This window comes from Burkholderia sp. Bp9004 (assembly GCF_003858025.1).
In the GTDB taxonomy this organism is placed as follows: Bacteria; Pseudomonadota; Gammaproteobacteria; order Burkholderiales; family Burkholderiaceae; genus Burkholderia; species Burkholderia diffusa.
Genome location: NZ_QTQD01000024.1, coordinates 1 through 22,213, shown reverse-complemented (window position 1 = coordinate 22,213; position 22,213 = coordinate 1). Strand labels below are relative to the sequence as shown.

Genomic DNA, 22,213 nt, shown 5'->3' with positions numbered 1-22,213 from the left:
CGATCGAAGCCGTCGATGCGCGGATGAACCGCGCTTGCAGGCCAAAATGAGCGTTTTCCGGGCCACGGCGGGTTGCGACGCGATGCGCCTGCTCATCGACGCGATGTCCCGGACCGAGCGCGCGTGACCGATGGCGCCCGCTCGTGCGCCACTTCAGTGCGGTTACGCCAACAATCTTCTGGCGATGTGCTCGACGACGCGCTGGCCCAGATCCTCGCCGACGAGCGCCAGGGCAACGCGAATGCCGGCGTGCACGCCGTCCGCCGAATAGACGTTGCCGTCCTTCACGCAATGCTGACCGGCGACGACGTTCACCTGCGAATGCTCGTCGGCAAGACGCTGTCCGCCGCCCGGATGCGTGACCAGCCAGCGACGATCGGCAAGGCCGGCACGTGCGAGCAGAAACGCTCCGTTGGATACCGTCGCGAGCTTCCGCACGTGACATCCGGTTTCGTGAAGCCAGTCCACGAGCGCACGATGCTCTCGCTCCGGACCGTCGAACGGAGAACCGGGTATCACGACGATGTCGAATGATGCGGCCGCGTCCGCCAGGCACGCTGTCGTGCCCACCGCGGTTCCGTTCGAACAGACGACGGGCCCGGGCACCGGTCCGACGAGGTGCTGTTCGTAGACGATCCGGCCGCACTGGCGATTCGCTTCCTGAAAAACATCCATTGGACCGCTTGCCTCGAGCAGCCGAAAGCCGGCATACAGCATGATTCCGACATCCATGACACATTCCTCCGCAAACGTATTCCGGGCGAGGCCACGCTTTCGACGCCGATACCGGCCGCAGACGGGCCGCGTCGTTCCTTCGAAACAGCGGCGCCACGTGACGCGTTGCGAGCGATACGACGATTCGGTTCCGTGCCCATCTTCGGCGGCGTCGTTGCCTCGCGCGTTGCCGAACCCAGTCTAGTCAGGCGGAGCGGGAGCGGAAACCCGGACATGCAACCTTGCGCGGCCAATCGCGGCGAGATTTCGGCCACGTCGCGTCACCGGTTTCGGCGCCCGACACACGGCTGCCGCTCCACAAACGTCGGAGCACGCCGGCACGGCTTACATTCAGCCTTCTTCCTGCGCCGCAAAAGTCAATTACCGGACCGTGTGTCCACGCGGTCCGTCCGTTGCGGTAATCTGGCGCAACGCTCGTCACCAGGTCGCCGCGCCGGCTCGAAACGCGATGCAGCAGTCGCGGTATGTGGTGCCTCCGCGCGAGCGGGTTCTTATTTGCTGAAGGTCAGGAATGAAAGTCGCCATTGTCGTCTTCGATGGTGTGCAGGCGTTGGATGTCGCAGGCCCACTGGACGTATTTGCGGAAGCCAACACGTATCTTCCTGTTCATCAGAGGTATGAGGTTTCCCTCGTCGGAAAGAGGGCCGGCACCGTGACGTGTTCGAACGGAATGCAGTTGTCCGTTCAGTTCGGCTTCGGGGATCTCGACGCGCAATATGACCTGATACTGGTCGCGGGCGGCCCGCAATTGCCGGACGCCTGCCCCTCCGGCGACGTCCTCGGCTGGCTGCAGTGCCAGGCACGGGGCGCGACGCGATTCGGCTCCGTGTGCAACGGAACGTTTCTGCTCGGCCATGCGGGCCTGATCGACGGCAAGGCCGTGACGACGCACTGGGCGGTTGCAGCGCGCCTCGCAAACGAGTTTCCGCTGGCCAGCGTAAAACCCGACAGCATCTTCATCCGGGACGGGCGACTGTTTACGTCCGCCGGCGTGACGGCAGGCATCGATCTTTGCCTGTCATTCGTATCGGAAGACTGGGGACACGAGATGGCCGTACGCATCGCGAAGCAACTGGTCGTCTATATTCAGCGCGAAGGCGGGCAGTCGCAGTACAGTCCGTTCATTTCGGCCGGCAAGGACGAGGACCCGATCATCGGCAAGGTCCACCAGTACGTGACCGACCACATCGCCGATACGCTGTCGATCGAGCAGCTCGCGAGCGCCGTGTCGGTGAGCCGCCGGACCTTCTCGCGGCTGTTCGCCAAGCATGCAAAGGTGACGCCGTCCGCGTTCGTCGAACAGATTCGCGTCGATACCGCGAGGACATTGCTCGAAACGTCGGATGCACCGCTCAAGACCGTCGCGTTCAAATGCGGCTTCCACAGTGCCACGCACATGCGCGCGACGTTCGCGCGGCGGCTCAACGTCACGCCGCAACAGTACCGGCAACGGTTCAGGAGCACGGCCGATTCGAATCGGCACGCGCAGGCCGGTGCGGGAGACGCGGCCGGTTCGCATTCGCAACGGCGATTGCATCCGTGAGTCACGCCAATCCGGTTCAGCCGCTCTCGGACATTCTCGAACGCGGGTTGTCGGTGATCTTTTGCGGCATCAACCCAGGGCTCGGTTCGGCCTCGGCGGGCCATCATTTCTCGAACGCAAGCAACCGATTCTGGCGCGTCGTTCACCTCGCCGGTTTTTCGCCCGAACGGATTCGTCCCGATGACGATCGCACGCTGCTTCGATATGGTTGCGGGCTCACCACCGCCGTTTCGCGTGCGACGGCCCGTGCCGCCGAATTGTCGCGATCGGAGTTCGAAGCGGCCGCATCGGGATTCGAGCGGAAGATCCAATACCATGCGCCGAGGTACGTCGCGTTTCTCGGCAAGACCGCCCTTGCGGCGATGTCCGGCAAGCGCGACATCCAGTGGGGCGCGCAATCCGATACGTTCGGCGGTGCGCGTGTATGGGTGCTGCCGAATCCGAGCGGCCTGAACCGCGCGTTCGACCTCGATTCGCTGGTGGCCGCCTACCGCGAGCTCCGTGTCGCGATCACGTCCGTGCCCTGAAGTTCTGCATTGTTGCGCAGCGTGTGGGTAACGAAATCCACGAAGGCCCGGACCTTCCCGCTCGCGCCTCGCCGCTCGACATGGAGCAGGCTTACGGGAATCGGCTCGTGCTCGAACGCCGTCAGGATTGGCCGAAGCCTGCCGTCGCGCACCTCCGGGGCAGCCTGATACGACAAGAGCTGGGTCACGCCCACGCAATCGACGGCAGCCAGAACGGCGGCGGGAACCAGATCGACGATCATCCGCGGCCGAAGTCGAACGGGCACTCGCGAACCGTTGTCGTGAAACACCCACTCGAGCGGAAGCGACACGCCGGTGCATGACACGCAGTCGTGATGGAGCAGGTCGCGCGGATGCGCGGGTTCTCCGTGCGCAGCGAGATAGGCAGGCGCTGCATACGTTCGCCGCCGAACGACACCCAACGGAAGCGCGAATACCGAAGAGTCGCCCAAGTGGCCGATCCGGATGGCAATATCGACACCCTCCTCGAGCAGCCGCGTGGTCCGGTCGACATACACGGCGTTGACGTCGACATCGGGATAACGCAATACGAATGCATTCACCAGCGGCGCGATGAATCGCTGGCCGAACAGCACCGGGGCTGAAATGGTCAGCGTGCCCACGGGGTTTTCATGATCCGTGGCGATATTCACCTCCGCGTCCGTGATCACGTCGAGCACCTTGCGGCACGCATCGGCGTACGTCGTGCCGGCATCCGTCGCCCGCACCGAGCGCGTCGTGCGCGCCAGCAGTTGCGTGCCGATTCGGGTTTCGAGCGAATGCACCGCCCGCGAAACCGCTGCCGTCGACAAGCCGAGCTTCTCCGATGCGGCGGTGAAGCTGCCGCGGTCGACGACGGCCACAAAGACTTCCATCTCGCGCAACTTGTCCATTCCGCCTCCCGACGCGGTCGATTGAATCCCTACGTCGCGATTGTATGCGCGCGATGCTGCACGTCGAGCTTTCACACGTTCGGCTGACCCAAAAGCGCGTCAGGATGGCCGCAATCGATCCATTTTCATTCGGCATGAAGCAGGCCGATCGTGCCACCCACGGTTCGCCGATGCCAGATCGTTGCGGCCGGACGGCAACAGCGTCTTTCCGGTCGTGCAGGTAATGAAGACGTCCATTGCGGCCGTGGCGCAATTCGCTCACTCATTGGCCCAAAACCGAAACTGCCCGCGCTATGAGAGCGCCACTTCATCTCCGACAATGAACTCCATCACCGCGTGGCTGCGACAGCACGACGATACCGGCCCGCATCAAAGGCGCCGCGCGCATTGCGCATTGCGCCGTATCGCTAACCGAATGAAGGAGTCCGCCATGTTTGCTGCAATGCTTGAAGTCAAGCCGATACCGGAACAGTTCGATGCCTATCTCGGCATGGCGAAGATGCTTCGGCCCGAACTCGAGAAGATCGACGGGTTTGTCGACAACACGCGCTATGGAAGCCTGACCCGGGACGGATGGCTTCTGTCGCTGTCGAGCTGGCGCGACGAGAAGTCGCTGGTGCGCTGGCGAACCTCGACGAAGCACCACACCATTCAGCAGGTCGCGCGCGATCGCATATTTTCCGACTACCAGCTGCGCATCGGCCAGGTCGTGGCCGATACGTGTGTTCCGGCAGGCCAGGTCCTGCAGGAACAGCGCCTCGACGTGACCGAGGTCGGCGCAGGCACGGCCGTCACGCTGCTGGACGCGACGTGCGCGCCGGACTGGCCCAGGCAGGCAGGTCCGCGAGCGGTTGCCGGATGGTTGGGGCTCGACACGCAGGCGCACGGCCTCGTTGCATGGGACGCATTCGACGCGCTGTTGACGCCCGGCGATGTGATCGTCGTCGCGACCTGGCGCGACCAAGCTGCCGCCGCCGCGTTCGAACGCGGAGCGAATCTGCGTTCCGATACGCGCGTTCGGCATATCCGCATCGTGCGGGAGTACGGCATGTTCGATCGCCGGGAAGCGCCGCAGTACTTCGACGAAGCGCGTCGCCATGAACCGGCCGCACGCTGACGGCGTCGCGCCCATGCCGTCATTTCTCCAATCTCAGTAGCCAAGGGATCCTATGAGTTCCGCCAACCCTTCGACGACCGGAACGAGCGAGCCGCTCGGAATACCCGCACCGGCGCACGCGCCGGTGCGGAGCACGCAGACGCCGGTGCAAACAGGCTCCGGTCACGCTGCATTGTCGCCGCGTGTCGCTATCGGCCTGACCGGAATGCTGTTCGCGTCGTTGCTGGCGATACTCAACGAACAAGTCACCGCAGCGGCGATGGCCGACATTCAAGGCGCACTGTCGATCGGACATGACGACGGGACGTGGCTGACCGCGCTGTTCGAAGCCGCCAACGTGGCGACGATGGTGTTCGCCCCGTGGTTTGGCATGACCTTCACGCTGAAGCGATTCACGATCGGCGCCGTCGTCGCCACGTTGATCTTCGGCATGCTTTGCCCGATCGCGCCGACCCTGCCCGCGCTGTACGTGCTGCGCGTGCTGCAGGGCGTGGCGGGCGGCTGCCTGCCGCCGATGCTGATCATCGTCGCGCTGCGCTATCTGCCGCCCAAGGTAAAGTTGTACGGGCTAGCAGGCTACGCGCTGACCGCGACGTTCGGGCCCGCGCTCGGCACGCCGCTGGCTGCGTTGTGGACGGAGTATGTCAGCTGGCGCATGGCCTTTCTTCAGATCGTGCCGCTCGGGATCGGCAGCTGTGTGGCGATTCAGTTCGGCCTTCCGGCCGATCCGCTGAAACTCGAACGGTTCGGTTCGTTCAACTGGATCGGATTCCTCACCGGCTTTCCCGGCGTGGCGATGCTCGTGATCGGTCTTCTGCAAGGCGATCGCCTCGACTGGCTGAATTCCGGCTTCGTCTGGGCGATGTTTTCCGGCGGGGCGCTCCTGCTTGCGGTGTTTTTCGTCAACGAATGGTTTCACCCGCTGCCCTTTTTCAAGCTGCAGATGCTCGGCCGCCGCAACTTCGCGCACGGCCTCCTCACGCTCACGGGCGCTGTGGTGCTGCTGGTCGGCGTTGCTGCGATACCGGGACAGTATCTCGCGAAGGTTCACGCCTACAGAGCGCTGCAGACGGCTCCGCTGTCGCTGCTGGTCGCGCTTCCGCTGCTGATCACGCTGCCGTTGACCGCCGCCGTGCTGAACCTTAGGCAGATCGATCGCCGCTGGGTGCTCGGTATCGGCCTTGCCCTCATGGCAACGACCTGCGCGATGGGCAGCGTGATGACGTCCGAGTGGATTCGCGACAACTTCTACCTGCTTCAGTCGTTACAGATCGCGGCCCAGCCGATGGTGATCCTGTCGATCCTGATGGGCGTGACGACGGGCTTGCCGCCGACCGAGGGCCCGTTCGCGTCGGCCATGTTCAATTCGCTGAAGACGTTCTCCGCCGCTGCGGCGACTGCGCTGATCGAAGGTGTCGGTACCGCTCGCGAACGCTTCCATTCGAACGTGCTGGTGGACCGCCTGGGCAACCACATGGCGATGACGGACCAGAGCATCGACAGCCTTCATGATTTCGGCGAACTTGCACACCGAGTCCACGAGCAGGCGTTCGTGCTGACGTCGGCCGATCTTTATCGCGTGATGGCGGGCGTCGCCGTTGCACTTCTTTTCCTTGTTCCGGTGTTGCCCGTGCGGATCTATCCGCCGTGGACCATTACGCCGCCTCCTTCCCGTTGATGGACGAAATCATGTCGACCGCCACCCGTTTTCCGTTCAAGACCACTTACGTTGCCGCATCCCTGGTCGCGGCAGGCATGGCCGTATGGGGCTGCGCACGGCTCGTTTCCGCACCCGAAACCGAATCCACGAACGACGCCTACGTGCAAGCCGACTTCACGCTCGTGGCGCCACGCGTCGCCGGCCAGATTTCCGATGTCCTGGTGGACGACAACGAGTCGGTGAAGGCCGGCCAGTTGCTGGTACGCATCGACGATCGCGACTTCCGCGCAGCATTGCTGAGTGCCCAGGCCGATGTGGTCGCGGCCAAGGCGTCCGTGGCCAATTTCGACGCCGAGATCGCACGGCAGCCGTCGCTCGTCGAGCAGGCGCGCGCGACGCTGCGGTCCGACGATGCCAGTATCGCGTTTGCGCGGGCCAATGCATCGCGCTACCAGAATCTCTCGGAAGCTGGTGCAGGGACGGCACAGGAGCAGCAGCATGCTGCGACGACGCTTGCCGAGCAGCTTGCACAGCAAGCGCGCGATCGGGCCGTGTTGACGGCGACCGAGCAGAACCTCGACGTCCTGCGCGCCGGGCGCGACAAGGCGGCAGGGGCACTGGCGCGTGCCGAGGCGGCACTGGAACAGGCGACGCTCAACCTGTCCTACAGCGAGATCCGCGCACCGGTCGACGGCAAGATCGGGCGACGTTCCGCGCGTGTGGGCGCGTTCGTGACGCCCGGCGCGGCGATTCTCGCGATCGTTCCGCTCCGGGACGCGTATGTCGTGGCCAACTTTCAGGAAAACCAGATTACCAACATGCGGCGCGGTGCCGGCGTACGCATCAAGGTCGACAGCTTTCCGGGCGTGGTGATTCGAGGTCACGTGGACGGTCTCGCGCCCGCGACCGGCGTAAGCTTCGCGCCCATCGCGCCCGACAACGCGACGGGCAATTTCACCAAAGTCGTGCAACGCGTACCGGTCAAGATCACGATCGACCGCGGACAGCAGGCAGCGTCCGCACTGAGCGTCGGGCTTTCCGTCGAAGCGGAGGTAGCTGTTGGCAAACATCGCGATGCGCCGACGGCGGGAGGGAACGGGAAATGAATACGAACGAATTCTCCGTCCGCGAGACGGTACTGGCGATACTCGCGTGTCTCGTGATGGCGGGATGCACGTTGGGTCCGGACTTCGAGCGTCCGAAAACCTCGACCCCCGATGTCTTCAGCCGCACGGAAGCGGCGCAAGCATCGAGCAAGACCGTCGAATCGCAATTCAATGCAGATTGGTGGACGCTCTTCGGCGATCCGGTGCTCGACTCGCTGGAAAAGCAGCTCGCCGACGCGAACCTGGACGTGGCGGTGGCGTCCGCGCGCCTGCGCCAGAGCCGTGCGCAACAGCGGGTCGCCGGTGCCGCGGAACTTCCTTCCATCGTCGGCGCTGCATCGTATGACCGCGAGCGTGGAAGCGAGAACGGGATATTGTCGTTGCTTGGCGTCACGCCGACACAGACGCAACCGCAATCGGCATCGGGAACCTCGCCGGTCGGCGTGGCAGCATTGCCGGGGTCCAAAGGTTCGCCGGCCTACAATCTGTATCAGTCGGGCTTCGATGCGTCGTGGGAGATCGACATCTGGGGCCGGGTTCGACGTGGCGTCGAAGCGGCGACCGCATTGAGCGACGCGTCATACGAGGACCGCAATGCGGTGCTGCTGTCGGTCCGGGCCGAGCTTGCGCGCGACTATATCGAGTTGCGCGATACGCAGTCTCAGCTTCGTATCGCGCGGCAGAACCTCGAGATTGCCCGGGACGCGGTAAACCTCGCGCACGTTCGCGTACGCGAAGGGGTCACGACGGAGCTGGATGTCGCAAATGCGTCAGCACAGGCCGAATCGATTGAAAGCCTGATTCCGACGCTCGAAGCGAAAGGCGAGACGACGATCAACGCGATTGGCGTGTTGCTCGCCCAGGAGCCGGGGGCGCTGCGGCATGCGTTCGGCGAGTCTCGCGACGTTCCGCCGCTCCCCGAGCAGGTGCCGATCGGATTTCCGTCCGAACTCGTGCAGCGCAGACCGGATATCCGGCGAGCGGAGGCACAGTTGCATGCCGCGACGGCGTCGATCGGAATGGCGAAGGCCGACTTCTATCCGCGCATTTCGTTGAACGGCAGCGCGGGATTCCAGAGCCTGCAGCTGTCGAGCCTCGCCAACTGGGCATCGGGCCAGTTCGTGATCGGACCGTCGATTACACTTCCGATCTTCGAGGGCGGGCGTCTCAAGGGAATGCTCCACCTCCGTGAAGCGCAACAACAGGAGGCTGCGATCAACTACCAACGTACCGTACTCGAGGCATGGCGGGAGGTGGACGACGCGCTTGTCGTCTACGCTGCCGAACAGCGCCGGCGCGATCGGCTCGTATCCGTGGTAACGCTGAACCAGCGCGCGCTCGCGATCGCACAGCAACGGTACAAAGCTGGCGCGGTCGATTATCTCGACGTACTGAACGTGCAGAAGCAGCTGGTGGCGGCGCAGAGCAATCTCGAGCAGAGCAAGGCAACCGCCGACACTAACCTCGTCACGCTGTGCAAGGCGCTCGGTGGCGGCTGGGAATCCACATACTCGATTCGGGACGCTGATCGCTGACAAAGCGCTCAGGTGGACAGGTTCCGCTTGTTCTGCGTTCGCATCCGGTTGTGTCGTTTATCTCAAAGTGTTGCGTTCACTTCTATCCCGACGCCTCTAACAGAGACGACTCGCGTGCAGCGAGAGTGGCGCCGGTTGACGCGCCGTCGACAAGATGCTTAAGCCGCGCATCAATCTCAAAATGGCACCTATCTTGCCGCACGTGGTGCAGCGTATCGATAGAATGTCGAACCGTTATGGCCAATCACCGTTCAAGCGGAGACGTCTGCTTTCGATCGAAGAGCAGCCCTTGATGCGGCTGATGCCAATGGCCGGATATGGCCGGTTGCGGTCAAAAGCAACTGATCGCTGCCGACCCATATCCGCCCTTCTGCAAGCACTGAGGCCGATGACGGCTTTGGGCCTATAAGGGGACGTCCGCACGGTCACATCGCAGATGACCGTCACCTCACTTTTACGAAGAGCGATGTTGTCCGGTGTAGTGCTCTTGCGCATACGTCGGTAGCCGGTCCCCGCACTGTTCCGGTCGCACAGAAGACGGCTTTCCATGATGGCAAGGGCAGTCCGGTCCTCCTTGACGTGCGTCAAGACGCATACCGTCGCCACTCTGCAAGCTGAGGCACCACAATGGTCGAGCCAGATGGTCTATGACAGAACGGAGAGCCTGACGTGAAAGATATCGATCGGGAAATCGACAAACTCTGGAAACGGATTAACCGCATGCCGGCCTTCGCTCCCCGTCGCCACGAGAACGACAACACCGTGACATGGGCGCTGGCAATCGCCCAGCTTGTCTCGTGGGGAACCATCTGCTACGCCGTCTCCCTTTTCGCCGCGACGCCGGCGCCCCTCTACGACCCGGTGTTTGCCGTTACCACGCGGGACTACCCTGGCAGCCTCCGCACAAAAATCACCTTGATCATCCGGCAGCCACTTACATACCGTGAACGTAAGGGAGAATTGGCATGAGCACGCCCGTTGATGAGATTCGCCCGGCAGTCGCCACAGACTTCGGCGGCATCCTTGCGTTGCTGGACCTGTGCGGGCTACCCGCGAGCGACCTCACGGCGCAAAGCCTCGACGGCTTCCACGTCGCCGTACGGGACGCCGGGATCGTCGGGGTGGCTGGGCTGGAGCAAGTTGGCGATGCGGCCCTTTTGCGTTCGGTCGCCGTTCACCCGCGGCTGCGCGCATCCGGTCTGGGTGGCCGACTTATCGACGCATCCATTGCGCTGGCGCAAACGCGATCGCTGCGCGCGCTATACCTTATTCCGAACGATGAATCCGCCCTCAATTTTTTTGCGCGCCGCGGATTCACACGCATTGAGCGAACCCTCATTCCCGAAGCGATCCGCGGTCTGCCCGAATTCACGCATCTTTGTCCGCAGACGCATCCGAGCTTGTGGAAGTCGCTGAATTCCAATTGCTCCAAGGTGCCTGCCATGAAGAATCTCGAAGTGTTCGATCCCGCCATGTGTTGCTCGACCGGCGTTTGCGGCGTAGACGTCGACCCCGTACTGGCGCAATTCGCCGCCGATCTGAAGTGGGTCGAGGCGCACGGCGTGACGGTGGCCCGCTACAACCTGGGCCACGCGCCGCAGGCGTTCGCCGCCAACGCCGCGGTGGTCAAGGAAATGGAAGCCGGCATGGAGCGGCTGCCGATCCTCGTGGTCGACGGCCATATCGTCTCGACGGGGATGTATCCGTCGCGCCAGCAGCTTGCGCAGAAACTCGGCATTGCGCTGACGACGGAGGAAAAGCCTCATATCAAGGCCGGCAGCTGCTGTTCGCCGGGCTCGGGCTGCTGCTAAGGAACGCTCATGTCCCTTCCTGAAACGCAGACCCGATATCTCTTCTTCACCGGAAAAGGCGGCGTCGGCAAGACATCGCTTTCCTGTACCACGGGCCTTGCCATGGCCGATGCCGGCAAGCGGGTGCTCATCGTCAGCACGGACCCGGCCTCCAATCTCGACGAGGTGCTCGGCGTCCGCCTGAGTCAGTTGCCGACCGCGGTGCCGGGCGCGCCGGGCCTGTTCGCGTTGAACATCGATCCGGAAGTGGCCGCGCAGACCTACCGGGAACGCATGGTCGAACCGTATCGCGGCGTCTTGCCTGCCGCGGCGATCCGCAATATGGAAGAGCAGTTTTCCGGGGCGTGTACGGTCGAGATTGCTGCCTTCGACGAATTCTCCAAACTGCTCGGCGACCCCGCCGCAACGGCCGATTTCGATCACGTGATTTTCGACACCGCTCCGACCGGCCACACGCTGCGCCTGTTGACGCTGCCTTCGGCGTGGAACGCGTTCATCTCGTCGTCGACGGGGGGCGCCTCGTGCCTCGGACCGTTGGCCGGACTGGAGAAGCAGAAAGCGCTCTACGCGGCAACCGTCGAACGGCTGTCGAGCGCAGCCCAGACCACCGTCGTGCTGGTGAGCCGGCCCGAAGTCGCAGCACTGCGCGAAGCGAATCGCACGCGGCACGAACTGGCCGACCTCGGCATCTGCAACCAGGTGCTGGCGATCAACGGACTCTTCTACAAAGATCGTAACGACGACGCGATTGCGACCGCCATGACCCGGCGTGCGCAACAGGCACTGGCCGACATGCCGCACGAACTGGCGGGCTTGCCTCAGACGCGCATTCCGTTTCTGCCGCGCGGCACGGTCGGGCTGGATGCGCTGCGCGACATGGCGCATCCCGAACGCGTGCGCATGCCGACCGAACACCGGATGCCCGACACCGCCTTGCCGCCGGGCCTGGGCGGCCTGGTAGACGAGCTGTCGGCCGCGGGCCGCGGCGTGATCATGACGATGGGTAAAGGCGGCGTGGGCAAGACCACGGTAGCAGCCGCGATCGCAGTTGCGTTGGCCGGGCGCGGACACGACGTGATCCTCTCGACCACCGATCCGGCCTCGCACGTGGCCGCCACCGTCGATGGCGTCGTGCCTCGCCTGAGCGTCACACGCATCGACCCGGCGCGCGAAGTGCAGCAGTACACCGAAGAGGTGCTGGCCAAAGCGGCATCGCACCTCGATGCGGGCGGCCGGGCAATGCTCGAGGAAGATCTGCGCTCGCCCTGCACGGAGGAAATCGCCGTCTTCAGGGCCTTCGCGCGCACGGTCGATCAAGGCAAGTCCGGCTTCGTGGTGCTTGACACCGCGCCGACCGGGCACACCATTCTGCTGCTGGACGCTGCCGAGGCCTATCACCGCGAAGTGATGCGCACACAAGGCGACATGCCGGAGTCGGTCCGTCAACTGCTGCCGCGCCTGCGGGACCCGGATTACAGCCGCATCCTGATCGTCACGTTGCCGGAAGCCACGCCGGTTCACGAAGCGGAACGCCTGAGCGCCGACCTCGCGCGCGCGGGAATTACGCCGTACGCGTGGGTCATCAACCAGTCGTTGCTGGCGAGTGGCACGACCGACCCGATGCTGTGCCAGCGGGGCACTTACGAGGTGCCGTTCGTCCGCCGCGTGGCGGACGATCTGGCCCAGCGCACCGCACTCATTCCGTGGCTCGCCGAGGCACCGGTCGGGCCAGCTGGCCTCGAGCACGTGATTACGTCGCGGGTGGCCACGTAGTGCAGTGCACCGCCCACCGCCTTTGAGCTCAATGGACGGCGTGACCGCCGGAATCCGAATCATGAGATGGGACGAAAGCGGATGCCTGTAGACATTGATGTCGTGGTAATCGGCGGTGGCCAGGCCGGGCTTGCCACCGCCTACTTTCTGCGTCGCGCGGGGCTCGACTATCTCGTGCTGGATAACCAAAGCGCCCCAGGAGGCGCCTGGCGACATACCTGGGACTCGCTACACCTGTTTTCGCCGGCGCAATGGAGTTCGCTGCCAGGCTGGCAGATGCCCGTATCACACGACAGGTACCCGTCGCGCAACGAGGTTATCGACTATCTGGCGCGATATGAGGAGCGTTATCACATCCCTGTCCGACGCCCCGTTCATGTCGAATCCGTTTCACGCGTTCAGGGTGGGTTGCTGGTCAGTACCGATCGCGGGGAATGGCTCGCCGGGGCGATCGTGAGTGCGACCGGTACCTGGAGCGCGCCGTATGTCCCCGACTATCCTGGACGCGAGATCTTTCGCGGTCGTCAGATGCATTCGGCTCAGTATCGCAATCCGAACGATCTGCGCGGACAAAACGTGCTGGTGGTGGGCGGCGGCAACTCGGGCGCGCAAATCCTGGCGGAGGTATCGACAGTCTGCAACGCCATGTGGGTGACGTTGCAGGAACCGGTTTTTCTTCCGGACGACGTGGATGGCCGGGTCTTGTTCGAACGCGCGACCGCCAAATGGCAGGCTCTACGCGATGGGCACACGATGACGGCGCCGGTAGGTGGTTTGGGCGACATCGTCATGGTGCCACCTGTACGGGACGCGCGTGCGCGTGGCGTTCTGCACGCAATGCGTCCGTTCAGCCATTTCGATACAGACGGCGTCGCGTGGAGCGACGGCACGCATTCCCGCGTCGATGTCGTGATCTGGTGCACCGGGTTCCGCCCCGCACTCAAACATCTTGACCCGCTACAGATCAGCGATGCAAACGGAATGCCGAGGACAGACGGGACGCGAGCCAGCGACGAGGAACGCTTGTGGTTTGTCGGTTACGGCGAGTGGTGCGGCGCCGCGTCTGCCACGCTCATCGGTGTAATGCGTAGCGCTCGCGACGCGGCGGGGGAGATAGCCCGATATCTGCGCGCTATACAGCCGCGCAGCACATCGGCACCGTAGCCGGTGATAAGGGGCATCGCAAATGAGGCATCGCCCCTTTTTTCTGCCACGCCACGTCTCGGTCATGTGGCAGGCGGCGTGGATCGAGGCCGGGCCGCAGTTACCAAGATATCAGCACACGCTCGCACGGCCATGTGGAGTCGCTGGCGAATGAGCGGTCGTGGCCGGCTGCGGTCAAAAGCAACCGACCGCGGCCGACCCGGTGCTGCCAGTCGCTCGCTCATTCCGAGAGGCCGATGACAAGCGGCAAGCGGCCCGTCAGCGCTCTTCGTCAGTCGGGCAGGCTTTGCTTGACACATGTCAGCAGCCTACTTTTTCAGGAGAGTGCGTAGATGGAACCGACGCACCCTCCCCGCTCAAGCTAGCCGAGGACATGTTTCATACGCAGGCGAAGCGATGTCCGCCGTGGTGCTGCGCCGGGACAACACTGTGGGCTCAACCAAGCCAGCCCTTGATGGTATTGGCCATGACGTGGGTGGAGATGCCATAGCGATCGTGCAAGGTCGGCAGCGCGCCCGCACCGAGGAACTCATCGGGCAGTGCGATTTGACGGTACATTGGCATCACGCCCGCCGTAAGCAGCGAGGTCGCGACCGCTTCGCCAAGACCGCCGATCACCGAATGATTCTCGGCGACCACGACCATGCGACCCGTGCGTCGGGCTTCACGCAAGATCGTCTCGGTGTCGAGCGGCTTGATGGTCGGCACGTGCAATACGCCAACGCCTACGTTGTCCGCTTCGAGCACCTTCGCGACTTCCAGCGAGCGCATCGTCATGATGCCCGAGGAGATGATCAGAACGTCGGCGCCGTCGCGCAGCAGCTTGGCTTTGCCGAGTTCGAACTGATAGTCGTATTCATCGAGCACGGCCGGAACGTTGCCACGCAGCAGGCGCGCATACACCGGCCCGTTATGCGCGGCGATCACGGGCACCATCTGCTCGGTATCGAGCGCATCGCACGGATCGATGACCGTCATGTTCGGCATCGCGCGCATCAGCGCAAGATCCTCGGCCGCCTGATGGCTCGGTCCGTAGCCGGTCGTAAGCCCCGGCAGTGCGCAGATGATCTTTACGTCGAGGTTGTCTTCCGCGATGGCCTGGTGCATGAAGTCATACGCGCGACGGGTTGCGAATACGGCGTACGTCGTCACGAACGGCTGGGCGCCTTCATGCGCCATACCGGCGGCCGCGCCCATCAGCAATTGCTCGGCCATGCCCATCTGATAGTAACGGTCTGGAAACTCCTTTCCGAAGATGTGCAGGTCGGTGTACTTGCCGAGGTCGGCAGTCATGCCAACTACGTTCGTCTTCTCCCGAGCCAACCGGGCCAGCGCATGACCGAACGGGGCGGAACGCGTGACCTGTCCTTCGCCGGCAATAGAGGCGATCATCGCCGAGGTCTTCAGGCGCGGCTTCGTGGTGAGAGTGGTGTCGCTCATGCTTGTCTCCCTGCTTCGAGTGCTGCGAGCGCCAGTTGCCACTCATGGGCGTCGACGCGGATGAAATGATTCTTTTCCCGTTCTTCGAGGAACGGCACGCCGCAGCCCATGCGGGTATCGCAAACGATGATCCGGGGCTGCTCTTTCGGATGATTGCGTGCAGCATCGAAGGCAGCCTTCACTGCGTCAATGTCGTTGCCGTCCACCCGCTGGGTGAACCAGCCAAATGCTTCGAGCTTCTCGACGAGCGGCTCGAACGCCATGATCGTCGAGGACGGACCGTCGGCTTGCTGGTTGTTGACATCGACCATGGCGATCAGGTTGTCCAGCTTCCAGTGAGCGGCCGACATGAGGCCCTCCCAGATGGCGCCTTCGTCGAGTTCACCGTCGGAGAAGAGCGTGTAGACGAAGGCGTTCGAGCCCTTGCGCTTCAGTCCCAGGCAGCGGCCCACCGCGATCGTGAGACCGTGGCCGAGCGAGCCGCCGGACATCTCCATGCCGGGCGTGTAGCTCGCCATTCCGGACATCGGCAACCGGCTGTCGTCGCTGCCGTAGGTTTCGAGTTCTTCCGGTGGCAGGAAGCCGGCTTCGAAAAGCGCGGCGTAGAGCGCGATTGCATAGTGACCATTGGACAACAGGAAGCGATCGCGGCCTTCCCAGTCCGGACTGTCGGGCTGGTAGCGCATCGCGCCAAAGTAGGCAACCGCGAGTACATCGGCGATATCGAGCGCCTGGCCGATATAGCCTTGGCCCTGTACCTCGCCCATCAGCAATGCGTTTCTGCGAATCCGGTAGGCGCGCTCGGCGAGCGTCAGCCCATCTGATGACGGATTGTTCATGGTGGATCCTTGATTCAGAAAGGTGAGTCTTTGCAGCGGACGGTGTCAGCGATTGACGGTTTTGGCCGGCACGAGGAAAACAAGCCCGGCACCGATGACGATCGCGACGGAGATGAAGATGAGCCCAGCCGTCGATTTACCGGTCAGATCGTTCAACCAGCCCACGATGGCCGGCGAGAAGAAGCCGGCGAGATTGGCGAAGCAGTTCACCGCCGCGATACCCGCCGCGGCGGACATGCCGCCGAGAAGCGCGGTCGGCAGTGACCAGAACTGCGAAGACGAAGCGAGAATGCCTGCGGCGGCGACGCTGACACACACCAGCGACGCGCCGACTCCGCCCAGTGTCGGAAGCGTTGCGAAGCCCGCTGCCGATACGAGCATCGGGATCGCGAGATGCAGACGGCGTTCGCGATGCCGGTCAGCGCTCGCTCCCACCAGCGGCAGCGCAATGATCGCGCACAGGTACGGGATGGCTGTAAAGACGCCCACCCACAGCGGATCGGCCACACCGGATTTGCGGATGATCGTCGGCAGCCAGAATGTGAGCCCATATTGACCGAGCACGACGCAGAAGTAGATGGAGGCCATCAACCACAAACGACGATCACCGATGAACGACCTGATCGACACATGCGCGATCTTGTGCGCGTTGTCGTTCGCCACGTTGCGTGCGAGGAGTGCTTTCTCCGCATCGGTGAGCCACTTCGCGGCAGCGATACCGTTATCGAGGTAGAACAGGATCGTGACACCAAGGAGCAGCGACGGCAGGGCTTCGAGGATGAACAGCCACTTCCAGCCAGCCAATCCCTGCACGCCCTGGAACGCATGCAGGATGTAACCGGACAGCGGCCCGCCGACAATGCCGGCCAGCGGAATAGCCATGAAAAAGAGTGAGAGTGCTTTTGCGCGCCGTGCCGAAGGAAACCAGTATGTCAGATACAGAATGACGCCCGGCGCGAACCCCGCCTCGGCCACGCCCAACATAAAGCGGAGAACATAGAACGTTGTGGGCGACTTGACGAAGACAAACGAGGCCGAAATCACAGCCCAGGTCAGCATGATGCGAGCGAGCCAGTTTCGTGCGCCTACTCTGTGCAACATGAGATTACTCGGTACCTCGAAGAGAAAATAACCGAGAAAGAAAATACCGGCGCCAAGGCCATACACGGTTTCACTGAAGCGCAAGTCGTTGAGCATCTGCAGTTTTGCAAAGCCCACGTTGACACGATCGAGATAAGCGCCCAGGTAGCACAGCATCAGGAACGGTATCAGGCGCCGTCCGACTTTCGCATACGTTTTTGATTCGAAGCTCGCCGGGTCGGCGAGCTTCGTGACATCGCCCGCCATTGACGGCGCGGTGGCCTTCGTTTTCATGGTTGTCTCCTGCCATATCGCCCCGGGTTTTACCGCCGGGTGCATTGACCCATCTGCCGCAACCGCGGCCGATGTCGTACTTAATGGATCAGCATTCCGCCGTTGACGTCGAGCGTGATGCCTGTGAGGTAAGTCGACAGGTCGCTCGAGAGGAACAGGCAAGCGTTCGCGACGTCCGCGGCATCGCCGAGCCGGCCGAGCGGAATGCCCTTGATGACTTCGGCGCGCATCTCGGTCGTGAGCTTGTCGCCTGTGATGTCGGTCTGAATGAGACCCGGGGTGATCGAGTTGACGCGGATGTTGTCCGGGCCGAGTTCACGCGCCATCGCGCGAGCGAGACCGAGCACACCGGCTTTGGCTGCGCTGTAGTGCGGACCGCCGAAGATGCCGCCGCCGCGTTGCGCGGAAACGGATGACATGCAGACGATGCTGCCGCTCCTTTGCGCCCGCATTTGCGGAATGACCGCTTGCGACATATAGAGCGTGCCGCGCAGGTTCACGTCGATGACCGCATCGAAGTTGTCGGCCCCGATGTCCATCGTCTTCAAAGGCTGCGTGATACCTGCGTTGTTGATCAATCCATCTACACGGCCGTACTTCTCGATGACCGCCGCGGCGGCAGCTATACATGCGGCTTTGTCGGTCACATCGCAGTGGAGACCGAGGTTGTCCTCGCCGAACTCACGCGCAGCACGCTCGGCGTCTCCCTTGTGAAGATCCAGAATCACTACGCGCGCGCCTTGCGCAGCGAGCGCTTTTGCGGTCGCCTTGCCGATGCCGCGCGGCGAGGCGGCACCGGTTACGATGACCACTTTGCTGTCGAGCAACATGTTTGTCTCCATCGATCACGTTAGTTGGTAGACGCAGTTTCAGTGCTTCAACTATCTCGATCAATGCAGTTCGGCTCAACTATTGCTGAAGAATTTTCAGGTGTGGCTGCGACGTGGACTCACGGGTATCAGAAGCGGCCTTTTGGCATAACGCTGGTGTGCCGCCGCCCCGCCCTGCGCGGCCCGACGCTACAAGGCGGCGCGGCTGGTCTCTTGCTCGACCCAGTCCAAAAATTTGGCCACGCGTGGCAAGTCCAGATTCCTGGCAGGGTAAACGAGGTGATGAGCTCCGACCTCGACCGCATACGTGCGATCGAAGACCGGTATGAGTGAACCTCGTTTGAGATGGACGGATGCGAGCATCGTGCTTTCGAGCGCAATGCCGTGTCCCAATGCCGCGGCCTCGAGGGACATGTACGAGCGGTCGAACGCGAAATCGTATGCCTTGTGCGATACCGCGACGCCGAACTTGCCGAACCATTGCTTCCACTGTACGAGAGGCGTCTCCGAAAAGATCAGGCGCCGTTCGAGCAGATCCTCGGGGGTACGCACCGGGTGTTGCTTGAGGTATTCCTCCGAGGCAAGAGGCGTGATGAACTCGTTGCGTAGCGTCTTGATCTCGCCATCGGTCCAATGGGCGTAGCCATGCCTTATGTCGAGGTCATAGTGGCCCGAGGTGAACGACACGTCCTCGTACGAGCACGCGAGATTCAACTGAATGTCGCCGTTCGCTTCCTGAAACAAGGCCAGCCGCGGCAGCAGCCACATCAACCCAAAGCTGGGACTCGAATGAATGCGAAGAATCTCGATACCCGACTGGCTCGATGCACGCTCCGTCGCGCGGCTCAGGTCGGCGAGCGATCCGGTGACATCGGCCAGATACTGCTGACCCGTTGGCGTCAGCACCAGTCCCCGCCCCAGCCTCATGAACAAGGGTCTTCCAACCATGGATTCGAGATTGGCAATCTGATGGCTGACCGCCGACGGCGTTAACCCTAATTCATCGGCCGCCCGATTGACACTCTTTGTCCGGGCGACACTCTCGAACGCGACGATGGCTTTTAGCGGTGGGATGCGCATTGTTCCTGGATGCTGCGGTGACAAACTGTCCTGGATCAGGGTGTTCTGCTCCCCTGAGGGCGGTTCCAGAAATGTCGCGTATCCGAGAGGTAAAGGCAAGCCGCGGTTCGGCCGATGGCAATCGGTTCACACGGGCGCGAGACGTCGTGCAAATATGAGGGCGAGTCCGGCGACCAAACGCATCCGCCGGTAGTCGGACAGGGGCAGGTCTCGGGCCGATATCCGACGTCCAGATGTTCTGACCGTCTGGCGGCTCGTGGCCGAACTGCGCCATACGATGCTGTCGCGCCGCTCGAGCGAGCGGGCGACGTCCGAGCGGCGCATCTCGACCCATAAGGGCACTTCGAGTTGCCATGTACGAATTGGCCGGTTCCTGGGGTGGATTCAACCGGCAACAATGGTCATTCGCACGGCCGGGCGCGAGCAAACCCGTATAGCCACTGGAGGACAATTGTTGCGATACCCTGGGGGTATTCTTTGAAAGGCGGTCCAGCGAAGCGGACGTACATCGCACGGAGGCATTGATCGCCCGCCTCACTCAAAGGTTCGCTAGCGAATCAATCGTTGCATCCAGAAGTGCGCGCAGTCGCGCGACTCGACGTAAATCGCGGTGAAAGCCAAGCCAAACATCGCGACCCGGCGGGGCTTCGCCTAAATCGACTCGTCGGATGCCCGGCGTCGCATCACCCAGCGGACAGGGCAGCACTGCAAAGCCAGATCCTTCGGCACACATGCGCGCCTGTACTCCACGATTGTTGCTGCCGAACACGATCCTGGCCCGGGGCAGCATGCGCTTGACCCACTCGACGTCGGACAGCGAGCTGAACTCGCTGTCCATGCTGATCAGCGTGTAGCCGTCACCGTCCCCGCGTGTCGGCGGGACGAGATCGACGTGCCCGTACAACGCATAATCGATGTGCATCAGCTTGCGCTGGATGACGTCGGGTTCGTCGAATGGCGTGATGCGGAATAGCAGATCCGCCTCGCGCCGCGCGAGGTTGTAGAGGCGCGAATCCGTGACGAGTTCCAACGAGATGCCCGGGTACTTCGCTAGAAAGCGCGCGAACACGGGGGTGAGTATGTGCACGCCGAACCAGTCCGACGAGGAGACACGGAGCAGACCCGTCAACTGGGTCTCTTTCCCGGTGAGCGCGCGCGTGAATCCAAGCGCTTCCTCCTCCATTCGCTCGGCATAGGCGAGCGCCGTAGCACCCTCATCCGTCAGCACAAAGCCATTGCTCGTGCGCTGGAACAGCATATGTCCGAGCGCGTCTTCGAGTGCGCGCAACCTGCGCCCCATGGTGGGCTGGGTCTGGCCCACGCGCTTCGCTGCCGCCCCCAGCGTGCCGCAGCGGGCAATCGCCAAAAAAATCCGGACATCGCCCCAATCCAGGTACGGGTCATTCATTTTTGCATGGACTCCGTGCTAAAACTTTGATTTACATGCGTTATAGCATACGCCACGATGAACCCATCGACCCATTAGCTCAACGGAAAGACAACCCGATTGGAAACCACCATGACTATGCAAGCGCTCGTCCTCAGCCGCTACAACGGCCCGCTCGAATTGACCGAAATCTCGATGCCTGAACCCGCACACGGCCAGGTGCGCGTGCGCATTGCCGCAAGCGGTCTCAATCCGCTCGACACCAAGATCCGCGCTGGCAGCGCGGCGCATGCGAAGCATCCGCTCCCGCTGGTGCTCGGCATCGATATGGCTGGCGTAGTCGATGCCGTCGGGCCGGGCGTGACCGCTTTCCATGTCGGCGACGAGGTCTACGGTATGACGGGCGGCGTCGGCGGCATTCAGGGCTCGCTGGCCCAGTATGCGGCGGTGGATGCCGATCTGCTTGCGATCAAGCCCTCCAACCTATCGATGCGTGAAGCCGCGGCGCTCCCCCTCGCGTTCATCACTTCCTATTCCGGCATTGTCGATCGGGCCCATCTGCAAGCGGGCGAAACGGTGCTGGTGCAAGGTGGAGCAGGCGGTGTCGGACATATCTCGGTGCAACTGGCGCGCGCACTCGGTGCTCAAGTTTTTGCAACAGCAAGTTCACGCGACCACGATCTCGTTGCGCGGCTCGGCGCTAAGCCAATAGACTACCGGTCGCAATCCGTCGAACAGTATGTCGCATCGTTGACGCACGACACTGGCTTCGACCTCGTTGTCGACACCGTCGGCGGCCCATCGCTCGATGCTTCGTTTGCTGCGGTCAAGCATTTTGGCCATGTTGTCAGCGCGTTGGGTTGGGGTACGCATGCGCTGGCGCCGCTGTCTTTCCGAGAAGCCACGTACTCTGGGGTCTTCACCCTCTATCCGCTCCTGACGGGCATGCATCGCGCGCATCACGGAGCGATACTGCGCGAGGCCACACGGTTGGTCGAAGCCGGCAAGCTCACTCCGAATCTCGATCCGCGCCGGTTCGACCTGCGATCCGCAGAATGCGCCTACGACGCCATCACGAACGCCACCGCACGCGGGAAGGTCGTCGTGGACGTCGCGTGAGATCGAACGTGTCAGCTTCGCTGTGTCGATTCACGACTGCCCGACACGGTTGGTGCAGGCGCCCCTCAAGCAAATCGTCACTATCCGATGCGGACATTCGAGTGTCCGTCGCGTCGCGCGAGCGAATGACGGAACCTGGCCGGCTGCGGTCAAAAGCAACTGACCGCTGCCGACTCATCCGGGACACTCACATAGCGCACCTCGAATGTCTGTTCACCGCATGTCACGAGCCGCACCTGCTAGCGACGCCCTAATCGGGAATCTCACCGCTGGCGCACTT

At 62.8% G+C, this 22,213-nt stretch carries 19 protein-coding genes; 11 read left to right on the top strand and 8 right to left on the bottom strand.

Annotation, left to right across the window (positions count from 1 at the left end):
* Positions 1-162: 162 nt before the first annotated feature.
* Positions 163-717 carry a DJ-1/PfpI family protein gene (locus DIE08_RS23735; protein WP_260436557.1) on the bottom strand — a complete coding sequence of 185 codons (555 nt, stop codon included), beginning with the start codon at positions 715-717 and terminating at the stop codon, positions 163-165.
* Positions 718-1,246: 529 nt separating this feature from the next.
* Here DIE08_RS23735 and DIE08_RS23730 point away from each other — a divergent pair.
* Complete coding sequence (locus DIE08_RS23730) at positions 1,247-2,278, top strand: GlxA family transcriptional regulator (protein ID WP_124622939.1); 1,032 nt, start codon at positions 1,247-1,249, stop codon at positions 2,276-2,278.
* Positions 2,275-2,805 (top strand): G/U mismatch-specific DNA glycosylase, encoded by a 531-nt coding sequence (gene mug, locus DIE08_RS23725; protein WP_059599029.1) that lies wholly within the window; start codon positions 2,275-2,277, stop codon positions 2,803-2,805. Before DIE08_RS23730 ends, mug begins: the two co-directional genes overlap by 4 nt.
* Here the strand turns inward: mug and DIE08_RS23720 are convergent.
* Positions 2,766-3,698 carry a LysR family transcriptional regulator gene (locus tag DIE08_RS23720; RefSeq protein ID WP_124622941.1) on the bottom strand — a complete coding sequence of 311 codons (933 nt, stop codon included), beginning with the start codon at positions 3,696-3,698 and terminating at the stop codon, positions 2,766-2,768. The two genes, mug and DIE08_RS23720, sit on opposite strands and share 40 nt — an antisense overlap.
* A 430-nt stretch (positions 3,699-4,128) precedes the next feature.
* Between DIE08_RS23720 and DIE08_RS23715 the strand changes: the two genes are divergently transcribed.
* The 8 genes from DIE08_RS23715 to DIE08_RS23680 all read left to right on the top strand — a co-directional run bounded on the left by DIE08_RS23715 (position 4,129) and on the right by DIE08_RS23680 (position 13,864).
* Positions 4,129-4,815, top strand: coding sequence for an antibiotic biosynthesis monooxygenase (locus DIE08_RS23715; protein ID WP_059599031.1), 687 nt, complete (start codon positions 4,129-4,131; stop codon positions 4,813-4,815).
* 52 nt (positions 4,816-4,867) lie between these two features.
* Positions 4,868-6,493 carry an MFS transporter gene (locus DIE08_RS23710; protein ID WP_124622943.1) on the top strand — a complete coding sequence of 542 codons (1,626 nt, stop codon included), beginning with the start codon at positions 4,868-4,870 and terminating at the stop codon, positions 6,491-6,493.
* An 11-nt stretch (positions 6,494-6,504) separates the two neighbouring features.
* Positions 6,505-7,581: an HlyD family secretion protein gene (locus DIE08_RS23705; protein WP_124623168.1), complete on the top strand. Its 1,077-nt coding sequence runs from the start codon at positions 6,505-6,507 to the stop codon at positions 7,579-7,581.
* A complete protein-coding gene (locus DIE08_RS23700; RefSeq protein WP_124903852.1) occupies positions 7,578-9,116 on the top strand; it encodes an efflux transporter outer membrane subunit in 1,539 nt (512 codons plus the stop codon). The genes DIE08_RS23705 and DIE08_RS23700 overlap by 4 nt, the downstream gene beginning before the upstream one ends.
* A 669-nt stretch (positions 9,117-9,785) precedes the next feature.
* Entirely contained in the window at positions 9,786-10,085 is a 300-nt protein-coding gene (locus DIE08_RS23695; protein WP_260436556.1) for a hypothetical protein, read from the top strand.
* Positions 10,082-10,927, top strand: a complete 846-nt coding sequence (gene arsD, locus DIE08_RS23690; RefSeq protein WP_124903850.1) for an arsenite efflux transporter metallochaperone ArsD — start codon at positions 10,082-10,084, stop codon at positions 10,925-10,927. Before DIE08_RS23695 ends, arsD begins: the two co-directional genes overlap by 4 nt.
* A 9-nt stretch (positions 10,928-10,936) precedes the next feature.
* A complete protein-coding gene (arsA, locus tag DIE08_RS23685; protein WP_124903848.1) occupies positions 10,937-12,700 on the top strand; it encodes an arsenical pump-driving ATPase in 1,764 nt (587 codons plus the stop codon).
* 81 nt (positions 12,701-12,781) lie between these two features.
* On the top strand, positions 12,782-13,864 hold the full coding sequence (locus DIE08_RS23680; protein WP_124903846.1) for an ArsO family NAD(P)H-dependent flavin-containing monooxygenase: 1,083 nt from the start codon (positions 12,782-12,784) through the stop codon (positions 13,862-13,864).
* A 435-nt stretch (positions 13,865-14,299) separates the two neighbouring features.
* Here DIE08_RS23680 and DIE08_RS23675 read toward each other — a convergent pair whose 3' ends face one another.
* From DIE08_RS23675 to DIE08_RS23650, 6 genes are all read right to left on the bottom strand, one after another.
* Positions 14,300-15,304, bottom strand: coding sequence for a transketolase family protein (locus DIE08_RS23675; RefSeq protein ID WP_124903844.1), 1,005 nt, complete (start codon positions 15,302-15,304; stop codon positions 14,300-14,302).
* Positions 15,301-16,143: a transketolase gene (locus DIE08_RS23670; RefSeq protein WP_124622955.1), complete on the bottom strand. Its 843-nt coding sequence runs from the start codon at positions 16,141-16,143 to the stop codon at positions 15,301-15,303. Before DIE08_RS23670 ends, DIE08_RS23675 begins: the two co-directional genes overlap by 4 nt.
* Before the next feature lie 45 nt (positions 16,144-16,188).
* A complete protein-coding gene (locus DIE08_RS23665; protein WP_124903842.1) occupies positions 16,189-17,517 on the bottom strand; it encodes an MFS transporter in 1,329 nt (442 codons plus the stop codon).
* Between the two features lie 80 nt (positions 17,518-17,597).
* A complete protein-coding gene (locus tag DIE08_RS23660; RefSeq protein WP_124903840.1) occupies positions 17,598-18,347 on the bottom strand; it encodes an SDR family NAD(P)-dependent oxidoreductase in 750 nt (249 codons plus the stop codon).
* Between the two features lie 189 nt (positions 18,348-18,536).
* The gene (locus DIE08_RS23655) at positions 18,537-19,427 is read right to left on the bottom strand and encodes a LysR substrate-binding domain-containing protein (RefSeq protein ID WP_124623170.1); all 891 of its coding nucleotides are present in this window, start codon (positions 19,425-19,427) and stop codon (positions 18,537-18,539) included.
* 538 nt (positions 19,428-19,965) lie between these two features.
* Positions 19,966-20,835, bottom strand: a complete 870-nt coding sequence (locus DIE08_RS23650) for a LysR family transcriptional regulator (protein WP_059607304.1) — start codon at positions 20,833-20,835, stop codon at positions 19,966-19,968.
* A gap of 111 nt (positions 20,836-20,946) precedes the next feature.
* On the opposite strand from DIE08_RS23650, the gene DIE08_RS23645 reads away from it, so the two are divergent.
* On the top strand, positions 20,947-21,933 hold the full coding sequence (locus DIE08_RS23645; RefSeq protein ID WP_124903838.1) for a zinc-dependent alcohol dehydrogenase family protein: 987 nt from the start codon (positions 20,947-20,949) through the stop codon (positions 21,931-21,933).
* The last annotated feature ends 280 nt before the right edge of the window (positions 21,934-22,213 follow it).